Annotated in this window: 12 protein-coding genes; 7 read left to right on the top strand and 5 right to left on the bottom strand. The window is 59.8% G+C overall.

The genetic code is table 11. The annotated features are described in order from the left end of the window. Positions 1 to 141 precede the first annotated feature (141 nt). From DPQ25_RS10310 to DPQ25_RS10300, 3 genes are all read right to left on the bottom strand, one after another. On the bottom strand, positions 142 to 2,187 hold the full coding sequence (locus tag DPQ25_RS10310; RefSeq protein ID WP_112333102.1) for an alpha-galactosidase: 2,046 nt from the start codon (positions 2,185 to 2,187) through the stop codon (positions 142 to 144). Positions 2,188 to 2,258: 71 nt separating this feature from the next. Further along, entirely contained in the window at positions 2,259 to 3,041 is a 783-nt protein-coding gene (locus tag DPQ25_RS10305) for a DUF1015 family protein (protein ID WP_112333101.1), read from the bottom strand. Positions 3,042 to 3,174: 133 nt separating this feature from the next. Next, the gene (locus DPQ25_RS10300) at positions 3,175 to 4,137 is read right to left on the bottom strand and encodes a uroporphyrinogen decarboxylase family protein (RefSeq protein WP_112333100.1); all 963 of its coding nucleotides are present in this window, start codon (positions 4,135 to 4,137) and stop codon (positions 3,175 to 3,177) included. A 363-nt stretch (positions 4,138 to 4,500) separates the two neighbouring features. Between DPQ25_RS10300 and DPQ25_RS10295 the strand changes: the two genes are divergently transcribed. The 7 genes from DPQ25_RS10295 to DPQ25_RS10265 all read left to right on the top strand — a co-directional run bounded on the left by DPQ25_RS10295 (position 4,501) and on the right by DPQ25_RS10265 (position 13,209). After that, the gene (locus DPQ25_RS10295) at positions 4,501 to 5,550 is read left to right on the top strand and encodes an ATP-binding cassette domain-containing protein (protein WP_112333099.1); all 1,050 of its coding nucleotides are present in this window, start codon (positions 4,501 to 4,503) and stop codon (positions 5,548 to 5,550) included. After that, positions 5,547 to 6,254 (top strand): ABC transporter permease, encoded by a 708-nt coding sequence (locus tag DPQ25_RS10290; protein ID WP_112333098.1) that lies wholly within the window; start codon positions 5,547 to 5,549, stop codon positions 6,252 to 6,254. The genes DPQ25_RS10295 and DPQ25_RS10290 overlap by 4 nt, the downstream gene beginning before the upstream one ends. A 15-nt stretch (positions 6,255 to 6,269) precedes the next feature. After that, complete coding sequence (locus DPQ25_RS10285; protein WP_112333097.1) at positions 6,270 to 7,838, top strand: Gldg family protein; 1,569 nt, start codon at positions 6,270 to 6,272, stop codon at positions 7,836 to 7,838. Continuing rightward, the gene (locus DPQ25_RS10280; RefSeq protein ID WP_112333096.1) at positions 7,838 to 9,361 is read left to right on the top strand and encodes a DUF4340 domain-containing protein; all 1,524 of its coding nucleotides are present in this window, start codon (positions 7,838 to 7,840) and stop codon (positions 9,359 to 9,361) included. Before DPQ25_RS10285 ends, DPQ25_RS10280 begins: the two co-directional genes overlap by 1 nt. A 269-nt stretch (positions 9,362 to 9,630) precedes the next feature. Further along, entirely contained in the window at positions 9,631 to 10,086 is a 456-nt protein-coding gene (locus DPQ25_RS10275; RefSeq protein ID WP_112333095.1) for a hypothetical protein, read from the top strand. 233 nt (positions 10,087 to 10,319) lie between these two features. Continuing rightward, complete coding sequence (locus DPQ25_RS10270) at positions 10,320 to 12,398, top strand: DUF6259 domain-containing protein (protein WP_146740555.1); 2,079 nt, start codon at positions 10,320 to 10,322, stop codon at positions 12,396 to 12,398. Between the two features lie 139 nt (positions 12,399 to 12,537). Continuing rightward, complete coding sequence (locus tag DPQ25_RS10265; protein ID WP_112333093.1) at positions 12,538 to 13,209, top strand: VanZ family protein; 672 nt, start codon at positions 12,538 to 12,540, stop codon at positions 13,207 to 13,209. A gap of 252 nt (positions 13,210 to 13,461) precedes the next feature. Here the strand turns inward: DPQ25_RS10265 and DPQ25_RS10255 are convergent, their stop codons facing one another. Further along, positions 13,462 to 17,337, bottom strand: a complete 3,876-nt coding sequence (locus DPQ25_RS10255) for an HAD family hydrolase (RefSeq protein ID WP_112333091.1) — start codon at positions 17,335 to 17,337, stop codon at positions 13,462 to 13,464. A 56-nt stretch (positions 17,338 to 17,393) separates the two neighbouring features. After that, a complete protein-coding gene (rlmB, locus tag DPQ25_RS10250; RefSeq protein ID WP_112333090.1) occupies positions 17,394 to 18,308 on the bottom strand; it encodes a 23S rRNA (guanosine(2251)-2'-O)-methyltransferase RlmB in 915 nt (304 codons plus the stop codon). Positions 18,309 to 19,143: the final 835 nt, after the last annotated feature.

Raw genomic sequence — 19,143 nt, 5'->3', positions numbered from 1 at the left:
ATTGCCTCTAAAAAATTTATAAAGCAAATCCCACAGGAGCGCCGGGCCTACGGTACGAGCGGCAGACGGTGGAGACCATGCCGCCCACTCCGGATGTGACACGCCGGCCGGCGGACCAGCGCCCCAATGGAATTAGCTGGCTTAAAGGGAAGCGTCGGGGTCAATGTAGAGAAGGGCCGAGCTTCTGGGCTGGCCGAGTGTGACAGGCAGGCCCTCCTCCATCAGCGAGCGGCCGGTGCGCACCACCGTCTCGCCGCTGCCGGCGTCTTCGACACGGTAGGCGGACGCTGGGCGCAGGCCCTTCAGACGGAACCGGGAGGCCTCAAACGGGCACTCCTCCCGCCGAAAGCAAACGACGGCGGCACGGTTCTTCGCAGGGTCGCAGAGCTCGTAGGCCAGCCAGTCGCGGTTACAGACGGTGACATTAGTCAGTGGGTATAGATCTGCCGCGTACAGGTCGCGGACCCGTTCCAGTTCAGCGAACATTGCGCGCAGCTCTGCCAGGCGATCCGGGTCGTTCAGCGCCGCCTCGATTTCGCCCACACTAATGCTGATGCCCTGGTTCATCATGCTGCGGAAGGTGTAGCGATCGCTGAAGGACCCGCCGGGGCTGGAAACAGGCACCCATTTGCCCAGCCCGCAGGTCATCATCTGGTGGCCGGTGGGGCTGTTGTCGGTGTAGCAGCTGTAGTCGGTGCGGAACAGGGCGACGCTGCGGCCCATGGCCTCAAATTCCAGGCGGCGGCCGCCGCTGGCGCAGTTGTCGATGACGAGGCCGGGGTGGCGCTCCAACAGGGCGTCCCACAGCCGGTAAAAGCCCTCTACGCAGCGGATCTGTGTGATGCCATGGCGGCCGGGGGGATCGTTGGCCTCCCAGGCCGCGAGCGGGTCGACGTTATGGTCCACGCGCAGGATGTCGATGCCGTAATCGGTAATTTTTGTAGAAATATTGTTAAACATCCACTGCCAGGCCTTGGGGTCGCCGAGGTTCAAAATCAGGTGCGCGCCCTTTTTGCGTTCACCAAGGAAGAACTCAGGATGCTCCAGTGTGGCGGGCGTGCCGTAGACGGCGCGCTCGTGCTCGAACCACAGCAGAAACTTCATGCCCAGAGCCCTTGCCCGGTCGCTGACGGGCCGCAGGCCGTCCGGGTAGCGCAGGGGGTCGTGCTCGTGGTAGCCGACGTTGTCGGACCAGTCGTTGGAGGTCTTTTCATTGCAGTGGGTGCCGGGCTTGCCGTACCAGCCTGCGTCGATCCAGTAGGCGTCCACCGGAAGGCCGGAGCGCTCGATCAGCTCCAGCTGGCGCAGGTGATCCTGTTCATCGGTCCCCCAGCATGTAGCGGAAACGGGCAGCCTCACAGGCCTGCCGTCAATATGCGGGTGGTGGCGGCGCAGCATGTGGCGGCGGAAGCTGTTCTGCGCATCGTCCACTTCGCCGCTCCAGGGCATGACGAGCACGCGCGGCGTGCTGATTTGCTCGCCTGGGAGCAGGAAGAGCCGCGTGCCCGGCATGCCGCCGGAAAAGCGGAAGCAGGCCGCGCTGCTGCCCGGCTCTCGGGCCTGCAGCTGCAGGTCCAGCTCCCATTGCCCGCCCCAGGCCAGCGCCAGGATGACGCCGCAGTCCTGTGTTTTGAGGTTAAAATAGGGGAAGCAGCCGTGGGATCCGGAGGTCGGCCTCCCGTTCAGGGAGCCAAAGTGCATGCTGCCCTTGTTCGAGATATAGTGCAGGATCTCCTGCAGGGGCAGAAAGTCGTCGGCCTTGCAGTCCGACCCGCCCGAATAATATAAAATGTTGTCATGTGCGCCGTACTGCTGGGTGCCCGCGGTACGGAACGGCGAATACTCCACGCCGAGGTCTAGGGGCTTGACGTGTTCCAGTACGGCGCTGTTTTTGCCGCCGTTGTTCCGAAAGGAAAGGCTCCATTCGACGGCGGGCGTATCTTTATAATAGGTGCACTGCACAGTGGCCTGCAGGCCGTCTGCCAGCTGGTAGGCGGCGGTGATGCGGTCTGCGCCTGCATCCAGGGCGCGAACCTCCTTGGTAAAAGCGCAGGTGCGCAGCAGCCCGGCGGAGGGGCTGCCGCCGTAGCGGAAGGAAAAGGGCAGCCGGCCGGTGGGCTCCAGGGCCTCTTCCAGCCAGTGCTCCAGCTTTTCGCGGGGAGACGGAGTGCTGCCGAATGGAATCATGATAATACTCCTCCTTTTCAGATCCGATTGATCCTAAAGAACATGCTTGCAGGCAATACAGCCGGGCACGTTTACGGCGGCGGTTCCAAGCCGCCGCAGGGCTGCATGACAAGCCCCGCGGGAATGGCGGGAATAGCCGGTGCGGTTGGCTCCGGTGGAACCGCCTCCGCGCCCTCGGGGGCGGAAAGACTGGTCCCGCGCTCTTCATCGATGAGCAGCATCAGTGCTTCCGCCGCGCTTTCGGGCCCGGCCTGCGCGGCGCGGTAGAGCTGGGCGTTGCGTTCGCCACCCGGCGTCTCTCCTCCGGCGACGGACAGTGTGCGGCCGGTGAAATCCGCGCAGCTGGCGCGCAGCACGACCGGGTCGTTGATGATCCACAGCCGGTGGACAGCGCCGCCGGCCTGCAGCGAGTAGCGCGGCGTATCCTGGGAAAGCGCATCCAGCCGTCTTTGCATCAGGCCGCTTTCGTCGCGGTAGAACGCGCAGATTGGAAACAGGCCGCAGGGCTCCGTCCGCGGGAGCTCCGCCTCTTCTGCGGCGCCGGCCTCCGTGCGGCGGGGTTGTACGGAGCCATCCAGCCGTACCAGGGCGAGGAAGCCCCGCACGGTTTGTGTCCGGCCGTTTGCGGGGGCCTGTTGTTCATATAAATAAAAGGCGGGGTCCATGTCTATTTTTACAAGCGAGTCCGTTAACCATTGCTGTAGGAGCGGTCCGGCCTCAGCCGGGCACAGGGCGAGCCGCCCGGCGCTGTAAGGGCCTGCTTCCGCGCCGTCCGCGGGCGGGCAGGTCAGCGTGCCGGCGGGGCCTGCCGCGCCGGTATAGCGCAGGCCGCGAAAGGGTTTGATCTCAGCCATAATAAATGGGGTTCCTCCGTTCTGTAGCGGTCAGGGGCAGGGGGATCCCCCCGGTACTCCTGTTCCTCTCATTGTAAACGGTAGAAAAACCGGCGTCAAGGAAAAACGCGGTTTATTTTCGGTATGCTGTGCCTCAGCGCGCGGGATAGATGCCCTCTTCCCACCAAATCCGGTTCATGCGCTCATAGCGCTCCAGGGGCAGGCCGGTGTAAACGCAGTTGGAGGTGGCAAACACATAGCCCCAGCCCTCCATGCCCTGGCGCAGGGCGCGCCGCACGTCGGCATCGCACGCCTCATCGTCGCCGGTTTGCAGCAGGCCGCAGTTGACGTTGCCAATCAGGCAGACGCGGTCGCCGTACAGGCGCTTGACCTCGGCAAGGTCCACGCCGCCCTGCGGGTCCAGCGAGTGCAGTGCGTCCGGCCCGCAGGCGACCATCTGGTCAAGGATGGGCATGATGTTGCCGTCGGTGTGCTTGATGACATAGTAGCCCATCTCATGATAGCCGTCGATGACGGCCTTCAGGTCCGGGGCAATAAATTCGGCGAACATCTCGGGCGAGAAGAAGGGGTTAACGTTGAAGCAGTAGTCCGAGCAAAGGCAAAGGCTGTCCAGCAGGCCGGGCGTGCGGTGGAGCTGCGCGGCCATGTTCAGCAGCTCCTCGGTGCGCCGGCGCGACTCCTCCTTCAGCGCATCCGCCTTTTCATATAAAGAGACGGTGAAGTCCATCATCCGGTCGCCGTCCGGAATGGAGAAGGTGGGGTCGCCGTGCATGGTGAGGAAGAATTTATCCCCCGAACGCTCGCGGATGATCTCAAGCAGGCGGCGGGTATTTTCCAGCCCGCCGGGGTTGGGATGCACGAAGATGCCGCTGTGGTGGTATTTTTCCGCAATGTCGATAAAGCACGAGGCCATATCCTGTAGATGGAGCTCGCGCTCCTTGACGGACATTTGGTTCCACTGAGAATAATCCCGGTGCAGGGGATGCACCTTCCCCAGCACCTCCATGGTCAAATAAAAAACCAGCTCAAAGGTGGGGACGTGCCCCTCCAGGGGCTCGCGCTTCAGGGCCTTGATAAACCGTTCCTTTTCAGTCATGCTTTCACCTTGTTTTCGTTGTCCCCCGGCTGCGGTGGGGACAGGATTTTAAAACGACTTCATTGTAATGAATTTAGAGACGGTATGCAAGACGAAAGACGCTTTTTCTTTTTTTTCGTCATATTTAACATAGATTACAAATTATTCTGGCAATTTTGGCGCTGCATTTGGTGATAATGATAAATATTAACATTTTGTTCATATTTTAATCACTTGACCATCACTTAGGCTTGCTAAAGTGTAAGCTGTATTTTAGGCATATGCCGGGGAAACGCATCTCTACAGCCAAAGGCGTTCAGGCCGGGCTTTTTCATAGGGCCGACGGGGATGGATGTTTCAGAGTAAAATTTAGGAGGAATCAGGATGATCGAGGTTAAGGGCCTCACAAAGCGGTATGGCGCCAATATTGCGCTGGACCATATCAGCTTCTCTGTAGAGCAGGGAACCATCGTGGGCTTCCTGGGGCCGAACGGCGCCGGTAAGTCCACCACCATGAATATCATCACGGGCTACCTTTCTGCCAGCAGCGGCAGCGTGTCCGTGGGCGGGCACAATATTTTGGAGGAGCCCTCCGAGGTGAAAAAGCTGATTGGCTATTTGCCGGAAATCCCGCCCCTTTATACGGATATGACAGTGAAGGAGTACCTGAACTTTATGTATGACCTGAAGAAGGTCACACTGCCGCGGGAAAAGCACCTGAAAGAGATCTGCGACCTGGTGCGCATCAACGAGGTATACGGCCGCCTCATAGGCAACCTCTCCAAGGGCTACCGCCAGCGCGTGGGCATTGCGCAGGCGCTGCTGGGCAACCCGCCGGTGCTCATCCTGGACGAGCCGACCGTCGGCCTGGACCCCAAGCAAATCATTGAAATCCGCAACCTGATTAAGAACCTGGGCCGCAACCATACCATTATTCTGAGCTCCCACATCCTGCCGGAGGTGCAGGCGGTGTGCGAGCGGGTGCTGGTCATCAACAAGGGCCGCATCGTGGCGGACGGCACGCCGGACTCCCTCTCTCACAACCTGTCGAGCGACCACCGCCTGATTGTGCGCATCGAGGGCCTGGAGAAGGATGTGCTTGCAAATATTAAGACGCTGAAGGATTTGGTCGAGGTGGTCAGCTACGGCGAAAAGGAGGCCAATGTGTGCGAGTACTCCATTGAGGGCAAGCCGGGCCGCGACCTGCGCCGCGACCTGTTCGCGCTGTGCTCGCGCAAGGGCATGCCGATTTTGGCGCTGCGCAACACGGACCTGTCCCTGGAGGACGTCTTCCTGCGCTTGACGAGCGAAAGCTACAGCGGGCCGGCCATTCAGCCGGAGGAAAAGGCGGCGGCGCGCGAGGCTGTGGAGGCCGCGGAGACTGCGGAGGCCGCCCCGCAGGAAAATTCTGAGGAAGGAGGGGATGAGGAATGACCGCGGTTTTAAAACGTGAACTCAGGTCCTACTTTACTTCCCCAATTGCATATGTATTCATCGGCATCCTATGCGCATTGTACGGCTTTCAGTATTGGATTGTCATGCTGAACGGCTCTTCTTATTATATTACCAGCTATGTGTACCAGAATATGTTTATGTGGAGCCTTATGCTTCTGCCGATTATCACCATGCGCAGCATGTGTGAGGACCGTAAGAACAAGACCGACCAGGCGCTGCTGACGGCCCCCGTCAGCGTGACGGGCATTGTCTGGGGCAAATACCTGGCCTGCCTTACGGTTTACCTGATTGCCATGCTGCTGTGCCTGGTGCCGGCTCTGGTCATCGGCATTTTTTCCTCGCCGAGCTGGGCGTCCATATTCGGCACCTTTGTGGGCACCATCCTCTATGGCGCGGCGATGCTCTCCATCGGCGTGTTCATCTCTTCCATGACGGTGAGCCAGGTGGTTTCCGCGATTGTCACGTTCATTGTCAGCGTGCTGATGCTGATGATTAACTCGCTGGCGGGCATGGTACAGCTGAGCTTCCTGGCAAATTTCATGAACTGGATTTCCTTTAACACGCGGTACCAGGCTTTTACAGCGGGTACGTTCAGTATTTCCAGCATCGTGTTCTTTTTGAGCGTTATTGCGGTATTCACTTTCCTTACCGCCCGTAAGCTCGAGAGCAGAAGATGGAGCTAAGGGGGGAACGGAACAATGAAAAATCAGAACGAGGGACAGGAGAAAAAGGTGGAAAAGGAAAATAAGAGGGCTGAACGAAAGGCTGCCCGCGGCGAAAAGAGAGCACAAGAGGGCAAGCGCCCCTTTAAGGAGATCGTCAAGAGCAAGAACTTCAAGCACGGCACGCTCTCCACACTGCTTTCCATTGGTTTTGTGGTGGTTATTGTGCTGGTGAACGTAATTTTCAGCGCCCTGACAGACCGGTTCCCGTCAATGAATATCGACCTGACCAAGAACAGCACCAACACCCTTTCCGAGGAGGCCGTCAAGGTGGTGGACTCCGTAAAGGAAAAGACGGTCATCAATATTTTGGCCAGTGAGAACAACGCCAACAGCGGCGAGTATGCGCAGGTGGTGGCCCTGGCCAATAAGATGGCGGAGCGCAATTCCAACATCACGGTTGAGTTCACGGACCTGGACCAGAACCCGACGTTTAAGTCGAAGTATGACGATGAAAATATTTCTTCCTACAATGTGGTGGTGGAAAGTGAAAAGCGCTACCGTGTGGTAACGGCGGACGACATGTTCCCCACCGAGCTGGATCAGAGCACATACCAGCAGGTTTATTACCAGGATGTCGACAGCCAGCTGGCCTCTGCGGTCAGCGCCGTGAACGCGGAGTCGCTGCCGGTTGCGGCCTTTGACACCGCCCACAATGAGAGCGGCGCGGCGGGCTACCGCTCCCTGCTGGAAAGCAACAATTTTGAGGTGGTGGAGTTTAACCTTTTGACCGAGGAAATTCCGGAAAACGCGCAGTACATTGTGCTGAGCGTGCCGCAGACGGACCTTTCCGAGGCAGAGGTCGAGAAGCTGGATAATTTCCTGAACGACCAGGAGGATTTGAAGGACCGCACCGTCATGTTTGTCTATTACCCCGGCATGACGGAGGTTAGCAACCTGGAGGCCTTTATCAACGAATGGGGCCTGAGCGTGGAGACCGGGCGTATGGTCGTGGAGAATGATTCCACCTCTTATTACAGCCGCCCGGACTACCTGCTTATGTCCGCCAATACAGACCTGGACCTGGAGGGGACCAGCAGCGATTATGGCTACCTCCTGGTGCCGCAGGCCAACCCCGTGGACATTCTGTTTGAGTCCAGAAGCGGCGTGACTACCTATCCCCTGCTCAGCTCTTCAGACTCCAGCGTGCTCTACGGCGCGGCTACGGGTGAGGTCATTGACGAGACAAAGCGCTCCTATTGTGTGGGCGCGCTGGCGCAAAGGGTCTTTAATGACAACGAGGAGCAGAAGTCCTACTACTCCAATGTGGTGGTTCTGGGCAGCGGCTCGATGATTGTACAGAATTTCCTGGAGGCCAGCACCTTCGGCAACGCGAAATACCTGGTGGATATTGCCCGCTACGGCACCGGTACCACCGGCGTTGAGGCCGCCGTCCCGAGCAACAAGCAGCAGAGCATTACCACCGACATCACCATGTCCTCCAGCATGATGAACTGGATGGGCCTGGGCGTGTTTACCATAGTGTTCCCCATTCTTGTGCTGGCGACAGGGCTCGTTGTATTCCTCAGAAGGAGGCACCTGTAATGAAGAAGAACGTGCGGTACCTCGTGGTTGTTTTGGTGTGCATCGCCGTTCTTGTGGGGGCCGTTTTGGTCTTGGCTTTAACGGGCGGAGAGGAAGAGGCTGCCTCCTCGTCCGCCGGCAGCACCTCCTCCACAGCGGTTGAGGCTCTCATTGACCGCCCGGACACGGAGCTCAAAACAATGGAGGTTACCAACGAGGAAGGCGGGTATATTATCCATGCGGAGCCGGAGGCCGCTTCTAGCGGCGCTGAAAGCGGCGCCGAAAGCAGCGCCAGCTCCTCGTCAACGGTGAAAATGCTCTATACTGTGGATGGCCTGAAGGACGATTATGCCAACCGCTCGCTGGTGACCGCGGCGGTCAACGACGTGCTCACCCTGGCGCCCTCCCGCGATCTGGGCGAGATCGGCGACCTCTCGGAGTATGGGCTGGATAAGCCGGTGGCAAAGGTCAAGGCCACCTATACCGACGGCAGTACCTTCAGCTACTGGGTGGGCGGCGAGTCCGCGGGTACCGACGGCGCGCGCTATATCTGCGAGGAGGGCTCAAGCACCGTATATGTCGCAACCCTGGGCGATTTCCTCTATGGCTCCAATATACAGTTTATTCGCAATGACGTGCTGAACGTCACCTCAAAGGATGAGACGGCCTCGTCGGAGGAAAATTTGGAGTCCGGCATCAGGTTTACCAGAATTGCGCTGAGCGGATCCAATTATGACGAGCCGATTGAGCTGGTCAGCGACGATGACGGCTCGACTATCAAAATGGTAAAGCCGCGCACCGCGGGGACGAATGAAACGGAAATGGACACCCTCAAGGAGGCGCTGACCACGCTGACCGCCTACGGTGCGGTAGCGGCGGAGCCAACGCAGGAGGACCTGGAGAAGTACGGGCTGGCGGACCCGGCCGCGCGGGTGGAGTTTACCGCCGAGGGCGACGATTACGCCATGATTGCCTCTAATGCGGACAGCGAGGGCTACTGTTACCTGATGCTGGAGGGCCGCGACGTGGTCTATAAGGTGTTGGAGTCTAGGATCAGCGCCTGGCTGAACGCAGATGCATTCAAGCTGCAAAGCCGCCTGACCTTCCAGCCGATGCTGACCGAGCTGAAATCCATGGAGGTTTCGGTGAACGGAAAGGAAACCGCGTTTACCTTTACGCGCACGAAGAACGAGGACAAGAGCACCGAGGACGAGACCGCCTATGACTACACGGTTGCGGGGCCGGACGGCAAGGAGCTCAATTACGAGTATTTCCGCAATTTCTATAAGAGCTTTATTGTGCTTTCACTCATTGAGAACACCGCGGATATTCCCGACGGCGACCCGGAGATCACCGCGACATACCGCTATTTTGACAAGAGCGATGTGGATGTTGTGGAGTTCTACAGGGCGAGCGGCCGCCGCTATACGGTGGTTGTAAACGGACAGGTGCTGGGCAACACCGTCACCAGCGGGATGGAGACCGCGCTCGAAAGCATGGAGCTTTTGATTCAGGGCGAGGAAGTACCGGATACAGTCGGTTAAGCGCTATTTATCCGGCACAGCGCCCCGCCGCCGTTTAAGCGGGGAGACCGGCATTTTTACAGGGGAGCCCGGCGGTGCGCGGCTCCCCTTTTTATATGCCGGCGGGCCCCTGCGCGGGGCCGTTGCGCACAGCTGGAAAAAGCGCCCGCAGAGCGCTGGAAAACACGATTATTTTTATTAGATTTTCCCGATTTGCGCTTGACACACTAAGTGGATATGATATACTTTTATTAAATCAATCTTGGTAATTTTGAAGGAGAGTGACTTTCATGCAAAAGGGTAAATTGGGTATTTGCCTTTGGGTTTATCCGCTGCTGGCATTCCTGCTGGCTATTTTTGGACAGCCGCTTATGTGCCTGGTTCTGTTCCTGTTTGCGCTGGGCGCTGAAAAGGACGAATGGGCTGCCCGCCAGACGCTGCAGGCATTTCTGCTTGCGCTCGTCAGCAGCCTGATGGATTATGTGTTCGGCACCCTGCTGGGCGCGGTCACCAACATTCCGTTTGTCGGCGGCGTCATCGGCGGCTTCTTCGGCGTGATTGAGGCGCTGGTTTCCATTGTCGTGCTGGTGTTTGCCATTCTGGGCCTGGTACGTGCCTGCAAGGGCCAAGAGGCCAATGTTCCGCTGTTCGGCGGCATTGCAAACCGTGCATTCGGCATGGTGCGCCAAAAGGTTGTATACCAGCAGCCGGTTCCCCCGCAGAACCCGCAGGGCCCGCAGGCTTAAGGTACCTGTGCGCCCGTCGGGCGCAGCATAGAGAAGGCGCTTCAGCTGGTCGGCGGCTGAAGCCGTAATAGAAAAACCCGGACAGTAAAACATCGATTTAAGGATGGCTTTGCTGCCCGGGTTTTTAACATTAAACAGAAAAACGATTTTTCCGCTATTGCGGAGGGGGCGTGCTTCCGTGCGGCCCGAGACATTACGGGCAGGCGGTTGGGCCTGCTCGAGAGGAGGCTTGTATGATGAAAGAATTTATTTTACGCAACCAACGGCTGGAGGCCGCCTTCGATGAATATGGCAGGCTTGTAAGGCTGAAAAACAGAAAAACCGGCTGGAAAATACAGGAGCGTGAGGCCCTGGCGCTTTCATTTGCCATGCAGGTGCCGCTGGAGGGCCGGCGGAACAACACCGTTTACGGCAGTGAGCAGCAACCGCCGGAGCTGGGACAACCGGCGGATAATGTGCTCCAATTTACCTGGAAGGGGCTGAAAAGCGCATATACCGGCCTGCTGGACATTATCTTCACGGCGCGTGTTACCCTGCATATGCGGGGGCTGCTCTTTGAAAGCAGGGTGGAGAACCGGTCCCCCTATACGGTCGAGAGTGTGGAATACCCCTGCCTAGGCGCGGTGGAGCGGCCGGAGGGTGCGCAGCCCTTTTACCGGATGAACGGCGCTTACTGCAGATTGATGAAAACAGAGCTTGCGCCGCATTTTGCCAACCAGATGGGTTACTGGGGCGTGGATTACCCTACTCAGCTGGCCGGGGGCCCTGAAAGCCCCTTTGTGCTGGTGGGCAATGAGGAACAGGGCTTGTATGTCGGCAACCATGATACCACCTGCAAGGAGCTGGTGCAGTTCTGTTTTGTCATGAAGCCCGGGCAGGAGGATTCCTTGCGCTTTACGGTGCCCGCCGGGCGCGAGGCGGACGGCAAGCCCGTGCACATGGAGCTGAAGGTTTTTCACTTTCCCTATGCCGCCCCCGGTGAGACGGTGGAGGCCTCGCCGGTGTTTGCCGGAGCTTATGAAGGCAATTGGGAGCGCGGCGCGGATCTGTACAAGAGCTGGCGTTCAACCTGGTTTAAGCGCCCCCCTGCCCCATCCTGGATAAAGCCTGTCCACGCCTGGCTGCAGCTGCATATTAATTCCCCGGAGGATGAGCTGCGCTGCCGGTATCAGGACTTGGTGCGCTACGGGCGCTCCTGCGCACAGAACGGCATCCGGGCCATTCAGCTGGTGGGCTGGAATACCGGCGGGCAGGACCGCGCCTATCCCCTGCATGACACCGACGGCCGTCTGGGGACCGCCGGGGAGCTGCGGCAGGCAATCGCGGAGATTCAGCAGATGGGCGTCAAGGTCGTCCTCTTCAACAAATATACCTGGGCGGACCGCAGCCTGCCGCAGTTCCGCACGCGCTTCCTGCAATATGCGGCAAAAGACCCCTATGGGGATTACCGGGTCCACCCTGGCTACCAGTACCAGACGCCTGCCCAGCTCTCCGACATCAATACCCGCCGCCTGGTCCCCATGTGTATGAACAGCGCCCAATGGCGGGACTTTTGCTGCGGTGAATTTGAAAAGAGCATCGACCTCGGCGCCGATGGAATCCTATACGATGAGTGCCAGCACCACGGCGGGGCGTTTTATTGCTTTGACCCGTCCCACGGACACCATGTCCCGGCTAATATCTATGCGGGCGACCATCTTCTGGCGCAGGATTTCCGCGCTGTTGCGGAAAAGAAGAAGCCCGATTTCCTTTTTGCGGGGGAGGCGTGCTATGATTTGGAGCTGCGGGACTACGCCCTGGCCTATTTCCGAATTACCCCGGACCACATCCCACTGCAGCGCTACCTGGACCCCTACGCCGGGCTAATGGCGGCGGTAACAGGGTTCAACGACCGCGACGCCATCAATCTGTGCCTGGTCTACCGCTATATTATCAGCTACGAGCCCTATATGTTTAAGGGCTCCCCGGAGGATTTTCCGCGGACGATCGCTTACGGGCGCATGGTGGATGCGCTGCGTACCCGCTACAGCAATTTGCTGTGGGATGCCGAGTTTACCGGTACTAAGGGGCTGCTGCTGGAATCCGCGCAAAAGGAGAGCCTGCATTATTCCGTGTTCATTGAGCCTGGAACCGGGCGCCGTGCCGCCGCCATTGCCAACACGGATGCAGAAAGGCCCGCTGAAGTAAAGGTGCGCTTTGAGCTGCAAACCAGCAACCTGTGGTTCTTCTCCCCGGAGGAGCCGGACGGAAAGGTCTGCGGCGGGAGCCGCGTCATTCCCCCGCGTTCGCTGGCGGTGCTTTATGAGAAATAGCCGGCAGCCGGGGCAAGGGGGTTTCAACGGTTTTTGGGCCCGTTGTTAAAAAAGCCGTAAGGTTTTGTTATTCTTTCGTTTGAAAGAAGACGGCGGTTGTTCAGAAAGGGCTGCTATACTTCAAGAGGGTGATGTGAAGATGATAGCGCTTTTTCTGGAGGCCTTGACCGGCTATGCCGCGTTTTTCCCGTTTCTCCTGCTGCTGCAAATTATTATGAACCGGCGTTGCAGGAAGGAGCAGCTTCAGGTGCGGCGCGGGGCCTGGGTGCTTTGGCAGCTCTTTGCTTTTATGGTGGTGGAGATTCTTTCGGTGACCGGCTCCGCGGGGATATTGGATGTGGGGACGATGGGCGCAGCGATGTTCGGCCCTAGGGAGCTCAACCTGGTTCCGTTTTTTATGCCCGGGGCCCAGGCAACCCGGCTTGGCCTGGTGCTTAATACCATTCTCTTTATGCCGGTTGGCTTTTTTCTGCCGCTGCTGTGGAAGCGCTGCGAGCATTTCGGGCGGCTCTTGGGCCTGGGCTTTGCCCTCTCGTTGTGGGTCGAGCTCAGCCAGCTCCTCAACTGGCGCGTAACGGATATTGACGATTTAATCGCCAACACACTGGGCGCCGTTATTGGTTGGCTGCTGTACCGGCTGGCCGGACGGCGGCTTGCACCGGCGTTTCAGCTTGATAATACCCAGGCCGGTTTTTGGGTGCGCCATTATGCGTTGGTGAGCCTGGGGGGCATATGCCTGTATAATTTTTTTGTGCGGCCCTTCATCAGCCTTGGCCTTTACAGCCTCACGGGCGGCGGGGTGCTGCTCTGACAAAACGGCGCGTTTTGTGCGGCAAAGCCGGGCAGGCCGCCCGAAAATGAAGAAAACACCACAAAGCCGCCCCTTTTTCCGGCAGGAAAAGGGGCGGCTTTTGCTCATGGTTGTTTTAAAGCTTCACCCGGCGGCCTTTCGCCCTTTTGCCGGGGAAAATTCTTTCAGAAATCCATCCGCGCCAAGCCGTTTGCGCGCCGCGGCGCGCTTGCCGGGAATCCCGGGCATAGGGGAGTAGGCCCCGGCTTGATATTAAGGCTTGCGCAGGCGCGGCAGCGCCAGAATCGCAATGGACCAAAGCACCTCGTAGAGCACCAGGAAGAGGGTCGTCAGGCGCGGCAGGCCCGAATAGCAGGTGAGAAAGGCAGCCAGCAGGAAGCCCAGCACCACGGCAATCGCCTGCAGTGCCACGGCAATGGAGATATTGGCGCGCTGGCGGACACAGGCGGTGATCATCCGCATCATAGCGGTGGGGCGTCCCTTGGTGGCCATCAGCGCGTCGGCACGGCCGTCGGGCTCCGCGGTGATGCCCTCATAGACCTTGCCGAGGGAATCCGGCAGCACGGCAATGCTGCTCTCGTCAAGCTGGAAGCAGCCGGCGAGGAAGGCCGGGGTAATGGAGGGATCACAGGTGCGCACAATCAGGCTCAGGCCGTTGTCCTCCATGCGGTGCAGTTCCGCCGCCCGGCGGCGGTCTGAAATGTAGGAGATGAGGAACATGGCGACAAGCTCGCCGTCCGCCGCCAGGTAGAGCAGCTGCCGCCCGCCCATGCGGTAGGTTTCCTCGTAGTCCGCCGAGGGGGGCTCAATGGAATAGGACTGCATCAGCAGGCGGTTGCCCACCAGGATTCTCCGTCCGGACACCCAGCCGACAACGCCCATGCCGTCCTCGTAGAGAGGGTTTTCGACCTTGGGCAGGATTTCCCGGCGGTTTTGCACAATCTGGCTGAACAGGTCGCTCAGCGGCCCGCCAACAGCGCACATCAGCCCGGTGGCATCCACAATGGCTTCGTCGATGCGCTGTCCGCCGAAGGTTTTAATCCCGTTGAGAACCAGCGTCCCGCGCGGGAAGAGGTCGCGCGCATCGAGCATGACGGCGTTGACGCGGCTGAATTTTTCCACGGCTGGGTAGCCGCACAGCATGGCGCCGCAGCGTGCCGAAAGCTTATCCAGGGCCTTCAGCGGCAGGTTGACGCTGAGGGTATTGGTAAAGGGCACGCAGACGCAGCATGAAACCGTCAGGGCTGTCAGCGCCGCCAGCGCATCGCCGGAGAGGAGGAAGGCCGCGATGCACAGTACCAGGGAGGCAATGACCCCCAACGGCGCAATCAGCTGGGAATTTTGGTCGCTGGGGTCAAATTCAAAGGAAAGCCGCAGGAAATTGCGCAGAAAATGAGCCTTCTTCTGATAGGCGATCACCGGCACGCCGGGAACGCAGTCGCGCCCCATTCGCAGCGCGGTGTTGTGGTCGTCAAAAATCTGCACGGACATTTTAGCCTCCGGTGAGGAGACAAAGTGGAAATTGCGCCCCACGCGGCGGACCTGCACCAGCTTGCCCGCCGTATTGAGCAGCAGCGCCAGCGCCGCAGGCAGTACATAGAGGTGCAGGGTGGAATCCGTCACCCGCTCCGGGACAAAGGCCAGAACAAGGGCGTGGACCTCCGCGACCAGCGCGGCAACGGCTACGCCGCTGTCGCTGTTTGCGCGCAGGAAGAACAAGCCCTTGAGGCCGTTCAGAAGGGTCTGCCCGTTAAAGAGAATGGCAATCATTAGAAAAATAACATTTAAAATCAGATAGGTCTGCACCGGCAGGACGGGCTGCCCACTGGCAGAGAAAAGAGAAAATTCTCCTAGGAAGCCCACGGCGCCGAGCAGCAGCACGCACAGGGCGGAAACAAGCATCCGCAGCAGCAGCTCGCGCTTCCAGGCGCCAATGCTGTGCAGAATAGAAGGAGCATCCGCGGGGTCGCGGTAATCGTCGAGCTCCTCCTCCGGCTGCGGGAGCTCCTCGTCGGCGCGGTTGTCCATCTCCTCGTCGGCAAGCACCCGGAAGCGGCCGCGTTTGCGCTGCTTGTGCGGAGGCTCCGCCTGCCCGGCCTCCGCGGGCATATCCCCGGCCCGGGCCTCCGGCAGGTCGGGCACTTTCGCGTCGCTGAGCGCCCGGTTGATTCTCACCGGGCCGGTGGGTTCGCCGTTGTCCCCGTCAATGCTGTGCAAAACCCGCGCCGGCGCGGGCCGGGCGTCTGCCTGTGCGGGCTTCTGTGCGGCGCGCGGCGGCTCGGCAGGCTTTGCCGCCGGGGCGGCGGGTTTTGGTGAGGGCTGACGGGCTGGGGCCGGCATGTCAACCGGATCCGGTGTGCCTGCGGCGGCTTCCTCCCGTTTGCCGGGCGTCCCGGCCGGGGCGGATGTTTCCCCGGCAAGCAGGGCAATGACGGCGGGCGGCAGGCCATCCTGCTCCGTCTGCTCCACCGGGGCGGCAACAGGCACGGCCTTTTTTTCCGGCAGATGGGCCGGTTTGGGATATTGCTTGGCCTCCCGTTCAAGCGCCGTGGGCAGTATGTTGACATCAATGGTATGTACCCGGGCATTTCGCGCCCGGTACAGGGTAAATGGGTCTTCGGCGCTCTGGTTGAGCCGGATCGGCGGCTTGGCTGTGCCGGGGGCCTCGGGATCCGTCCGTGGCGCCGGATCGGCGGCCTGGCCTGGCTCGGATGCCGGCTGTACGGCGGGAGCGGGTTCCTTGACCGGTACGGGGGGCTCCTCCTGTGTAGGCTCCGGGGCCTGTACGGCTGCCGGGGGCGCTGTATCGGAGGGCTGCGGAACAACAGCGGGGGCAGGCTCCGCGGGATGGCAGGAAGGAACGGGCGCTGCCGGGACAACCGGCGGCACGGATTCACCGGGGGCAGGCTGAAGCCTCTCTGTGGGGATTTTCTCGGGGGTATCCGGCGTATTCCACAGGGATTCGATGGCGGAGACCCCCTCCTGCCCGGCTGCTTGCCCGGTAATCGGGGTGGTAATAGGGTCGGCAACCGGCATTGCAGTGGGCATGGGGATGGGAGATACCGGTTCGGCGGGGCCTGTGGGCTCCGGGGGAACGATCGGGCCCGGAACACCGCCGGGTTCAGGTACCGGTTTGGGTGTGGGGACAATAGCGGGCCCTTCAGGGGCGCGCTTGGGGGCGGCCTGCTGTTCCAGCTCAGGGGGGCTCTCCTCAGGGGACTGCCGCACCGGGAAGTCTGCTGCTTCCAGCAGCAGTTCCGGGGTTTCCTGCGGCTTTTCCGCCCGGCGGCCTGCTTTCCGGCCGTGCTTTTTTTGCAGCGTTCGAAGCTCCTCCTCGGTGAGATTCATCTCATCTTTAACAAGGGAAAATATATCGGTTTGCAGGCTGCCGGTTTCCTGGATTGCCTGCTGTATCCGGCGCTTGCGCGCCGCGCGGATTTCTTCGAACCGCTTGGCGAGCTCGCTCTCCTCGTTGGGGTCGCGGATTTCCGCCTTGGTGAAGAGGTAGCGGAATTCCGCCCCCTCCTCTTCCCCATCCTGGGCGGCGTGGGCGGCAAGATCCTCGTCGGTAATGGCCTGGAAAGAAAGCGTTTTCTCATAGTCCTTGCGGTATTCCTCCAGCGATTTAAGCTGAAGGCCGTAATAGGGATCCTCCTCGTCGGGCTCGGGGATGCGTTTTTTTCTGCGCCCGAGTAGGCCCCGGCTCTTTTTATCCTTTTTCCGCTCGCCTGGGCGCTTTGCTTCCCCTGCTTTTTCCGCCTCAGGGTCAAGCGGGACCTCGGCAATTTTTTTACCCAGGTAAGGCGCGCCGGACGGCTTGCGTGCGGCCCCGTGTGCAGCGTCATGCACGGCGTCATGTACGGCGTCGTGTACCGGGGCCGGATCGGCGGCGCGCGGAAAATCCGGCGCTGCAGAAGCGCCGGAGCGCCCGGTTTGTCCGCTATGGACAGCCGGATCGGCGGCAGGCTTAGCAGCCGGGGCGGCTGCTTGTACAGCTGCCTTCGCCGGCGCTTGCCGGTCGTTCGGCGCGGCTTGCCGCCGTTCTGCTTCAATATCGGCGAGGATTTCATCCAGGGAAAGGTCGTTCCCGGTGTCCTCCGGCCGTTCATTCTTTTTATTTTCATCCATCGTTCAGGTTCACTCCCCGCACAAGTTATCAGGACTGCCGCCGGGCGGACCGGCCTTTAACGGGCCTTCCACCCGCCCCGCTGACGGGCAACCTCATAGCACAGGATGCCGCAGGCAACGGAGGCGTTCAGTGAGTTTATTTTACCCTTTAACGGCAAAGATATTACGAAATCGCTCTTTTCTTTCACCAGACGGCCGACGCCGCTGCCCTCGGAGCCAATGACCAGCGCGCAGGGGCCGGAATAGTCCACCGAGCACCAAGGCTGGCCGTCCATGTCCGCAGCGTAAATCCAGACGCCGCGCTTTTTCAGATCCTCGATTGTGGCGGCAATATTAACGGCACGGGCCACGGGCATGTACTCCACCGCCCCAGCGGAGGCCTTGCCAACCGCGTAGGTCAGCCCTACGGAACGGCGCTTGGGAATAATGACTCCGTGCGCGCCGGCGCATTCGGCGGTGCGGAGAATGGCGCCCAGGTTGTGCGGATCCTCCAATTCGTCCGCGATGATGATAAACGGGGCTTCCCCGCGCTGCTGCGCAAGGTTCAGGATTTCATCCACCGTGACATATTCCTTAACCGCGGCGGAGGCAACGACGCCTTGGTGGACAGCGCCGCCGCAGAGGCCGTCAAGCTTTCGGTTATCGGCCTCCTTAATGACCGCCCCGGCGGCCCTGGCCTTGGCTGCAAGTGCGCGGAGGCCTTTGGCGGACGGGGCATCTTGGGCGTCGGTTCCCGCACGCAGGGCATCGCGTGCGATATAGAGCACATCTATGGTGCGTCCGCTGCGCAGCGCCTCGTTGACCGCATTGCGGCCTGCAATAATCTGTAGCCCGTGGCCTTCCTCGTCCTTCCTGGAGCTCTCCGCACGGTCCCGCTGGGGAAGGGGATCCCGTCCGGACACATGCGCCTTTCTCACAAATTCTCCTTGGTGTCCGGCGGCTGCGCCGCGCCGGGGATTTCTTTCCTTCATATGTGCACTCCTTTATAAGACGATTCGTCGTTGATAGAAAATATTTACAATAGGCGTTGAAACGGGAAATAAGATTGCCCCGCTAGAGGGTGGCCTCCGGCTGCAAAAGGAAGCCTTGCGGCTAGTATGGCAATAGAGCCCGACGCTTTAAAAAAGCGCCGCGCAAGGCGTAGAGGGTGAGGGAAGTACCCGCCGCGCGCCAGCGCGGGAGGGGCTTCGCCCCGATAGAGGGTGGCCTCCGGCTGCAAAAGGAAGCCTTGCGGCTAGTATGGCAATAGAGCCCGACGCTTTAAAAAAGCGCCGCGCAAGGCGTAGAGAATGAGGGAAGTACCCGCCGCGCGCCAGCGCGGGAGGGGCTTCGCCCCGATAGACGGGGGCTTCCCAGCAACAAACCAGAGGTTTGTTGCCATTATACCATATTTCGCAGGAAAGGAGGAGGTTAAAAACAAAATTAGTAATATTTACCGACTCTAAGCCCATTATAGAGGCCGCGGCGGCGGATGTCCATGGCGGCGCGGTATAAAACCGTGAAAATCCTCGACGGCAGCGCGCCCGGCTGACGCGAAGCACCAAAATTTGACAGGCGCGTTTATTGCGTTATACAAGGAGTATTGACCATTTTTGACTTTTAACAGGATGGCGTTTGTAGACTGTGGAAAACTCGGTTGAAAATGTTGATAACCTCAGAAAAGGTGCCTGTTGATTTGTTTAAGATTTTTTCCACAGTCCCTTTCAAGAGCGGCCCAAGCCCCGAAAAAAACTCAACAGACAGTATAGGGGCCTTTACAAGGGTCCTTTACAAAGGGATCTTGCAGAACATCAGTTTGGCCCGCGG

Source organism: Hydrogeniiclostridium mannosilyticum (assembly GCF_003268275.1).
Lineage (GTDB): Bacteria > Bacillota > Clostridia > Oscillospirales > Acutalibacteraceae > Hydrogeniiclostridium > Hydrogeniiclostridium mannosilyticum.
This window is presented reverse-complemented; position numbering and strand designations above follow the sequence as displayed.